4 protein-coding genes are annotated in these 2,696 nt (G+C 45.0%); all 4 read left to right on the top strand.

The annotated features are described in order from the left end of the window. Positions 1–770: elongation factor Tu (locus tag A3761_RS14135; RefSeq protein ID WP_156491852.1), on the top strand; the 770-nt coding region annotated here is incomplete at its 5' end. A gap of 189 nt (positions 771–959) precedes the next feature. After that, positions 960–1,271, top strand: a complete 312-nt coding sequence (rpsJ, locus tag A3761_RS14140; RefSeq protein ID WP_068455763.1) for a 30S ribosomal protein S10 — start codon at positions 960–962, stop codon at positions 1,269–1,271. A 118-nt stretch (positions 1,272–1,389) separates the two neighbouring features. After that, positions 1,390–2,028 carry a 50S ribosomal protein L3 gene (rplC, locus tag A3761_RS14145; protein ID WP_068508507.1) on the top strand — a complete coding sequence of 213 codons (639 nt, stop codon included), beginning with the start codon at positions 1,390–1,392 and terminating at the stop codon, positions 2,026–2,028. 8 nt (positions 2,029–2,036) lie between these two features. Then, the gene (gene rplD, locus A3761_RS14150; RefSeq protein WP_068739183.1) at positions 2,037–2,645 is read left to right on the top strand and encodes a 50S ribosomal protein L4; all 609 of its coding nucleotides are present in this window, start codon (positions 2,037–2,039) and stop codon (positions 2,643–2,645) included. Positions 2,646–2,696 lie beyond the last annotated feature (51 nt).

Below are 2,696 nucleotides of genomic sequence, written 5' to 3' on the forward strand. Positions count from 1 at the left end.
AATACAACGAGATGCTTGAATTGGTTGAAATGGAAATTCGTGAGTTGCTAGACACTTATGAGTTCCCAGGTGATGATACGCCAATTATCGCAGGTTCTGCTTTGATGGCATTGAACGGCGAAGATGATAACGAGCTAGGTACAACTGCTGTTAAGAAGTTGGTTGAGTCGCTAGATTCTTATATTCCAGAGCCAGAGCGTGCTGTAGATCAGCCATTCCTAATGCCTGTTGAGGACGTGTTCTCAATCTCAGGTCGTGGTACGGTTGTAACGGGTCGTGTTGAGCGTGGTATCATCAAAGTTGGTGAAGAAATCGAGATTGTTGGTATCAAGGAAACTCAAACCACTACTTGTACTGGTGTTGAGATGTTCCGTAAGCTTCTAGACGAAGGTCGTGCGGGTGAGAACGTTGGTGTTCTTCTGCGTGGTACTAAGCGTGACGAAGTTGAGCGTGGTCAGGTTCTATGTGTGCCTGGTTCTGTTAAGCCTCACACTAAGTTTGAAGCTGAAGTATATATCTTGGGTAAAGATGAAGGTGGTCGTCATACGCCATTCTTCCAAGGTTACCGTCCACAGTTCTACTTCCGTACGACTGATGTGACAGGTGCTTGTGAGTTGCCTGAAGGTGTTGAAATGGTAATGCCTGGTGATAACGTACAGTTAACAGCTACTTTGATCGCGCCAATCGCGATGGAAGAAGGTCTACGCTTCGCGATTCGTGAAGGTGGTCGTACTGTAGGTGCGGGTGTTGTAGCTAAGATTGTTGAATAATCTGACGCCTATATCCTAAAAAAAGAGCTGCCTTCGGGCGGCTCTTTTTTTTGTGCTAAAAGAAATCGTATTTATGTCGGGATGTCGGTTGACACGGTTGGTTGCAATACGTACAATGCGGCTCCTTTTTTATACAGCAGTCACGCGCCTTTTTGGGTTTAAGTGGCTAATTACTGGAGTTTTGGTCACATGCAAAGCCAAAAAATCAGAATCAGACTAAAAGCTTTTGATTATCGTCTGATCGATCAGTCTACACAAGAAATTGTAGATACGGCGAAGAGAACCGGTGCGCAAGTGCGTGGTCCGATTCCTCTTCCAACTAAGAAAGAGAGATTTACAGTTTTGATTTCTCCTCACGTAAACAAAGATGCGCGTGATCAGTATGAGATTCGTACTCATAAGAGAATGATGGATATTGTAGAGCCTACAGAAAAAACTGTAGATGCACTAATGAAACTTGACCTGGCAGCTGGCGTAGACGTTCAGATTAGTCTTGGTTAAGTTTTTCCAACTTTTCTAAAAAGTTGGTGCCGTTCAAGTTAGATCGAGCGGTAAAGTGTAACTACCTAATTTATAGGGCCATAGAGGGTGAAAGCCCCGTACACTTAAGAGGTGAAAAATGGCGATTGGTTTAGTCGGCCGTAAGGCTGGGATGACTCGAGTTTTTACAGACGAAGGTGCATCCATTCCGGTAACGGTTATCGAGGTTGAAGATAACCGTATCACACAGGTGAGAACAGACGATGTTGATGGTTACCGTGCAATTCAGGTAACTGTTGGTGAGCGTCGCGCTTCTCGCGTATCTAAAGCTGCAGCTGGACATTTTGCGAAAGCAGGTGTTGAAGCGGGTCGTGGTCTTTGGGAATTCCGTTTGGCGGAAGGCGAAGGCGAAGATCTTAAAGCAGGTGACGCACTTAATGCGACAGTCTTCGAAGTTGGTCAGATTATTGATGTAACTGGTCAGTCTAAAGGTAAAGGTTTCCAGGGCGGTATTAAGCGTTGGAACTTTGGCATGCAAGATGCGACGCATGGTAACTCGTTGTCACACAGATCAAACGGTTCAATTGGTCAGTGTCAGACGCCAGGTCGTGTTTTTAAAGGCAAGAAGATGTCAGGTCACATGGGTGCTGAACAAGTTACTGTTCAGAGCTTAGAAGTCGTTCGTGTAGACGCAGAACGTAACCTTTTATTGATTAAAGGTTCTGTTCCTGGTGCTACTGGCGCGGACATCATTGTCAAGCCAGCACAGAAGGCATAGGGGGCGTCATGGAATTAACAATTACTGGTTCTGGAAATTCAGTGGCTGTATCTGAAGCTACGTTTTCTCGTGAATTTAATGAGTCTTTGGTTCATCAGGTTGTCACTGCATATATGGCAGCTGCCCGCCAGGGTTCTCGAGCTCAGAAAACTCGTTCTGAAGTAAGTGGTGGTGGTAAGAAGCCATGGAAGCAGAAGGGTTCTGGTCGTGCACGTGCAGGTACTATTCGTAGCCCAATCTGGCGTTCAGGTGGTGTTACATTTGCTGCGAAGCCGCAAGATCACTCTCAAAAAGTAAACCGTAAAATGTATCGTGCAGCGATGCAGGTTATTTTGTCAGAGTTGGTTCGTCAGGAGCGTTTGTTGGTTGTTGAAGAGCTAACTGTTGCTGAGCCAAAGACAAAAGAGCTGGCTGCTAAGTTGAAAGAGCAGGGTTTGCTAGATAGTACTTTGATCATCTCTGAAGAAATTGATCAAAACTTATATTTGGCGTCTCGCAATATCCCTAAAGTGGATGTGCGTGATGCGGAAAGTGTTGACCCTGTAAGCCTTGTTGGTTTCGATAAGGTGGTTGTCACAGTTTCTGCTCTTAAAAAGATTGAGGAGATGTTGGGATGAATGAACAACGTATCTATAAGGTTCTTTTAGGTCCTCATATTTCTGAAAAAG

The sequence above is a fragment of the Oleiphilus sp. HI0123 genome, assembly GCF_001635315.1.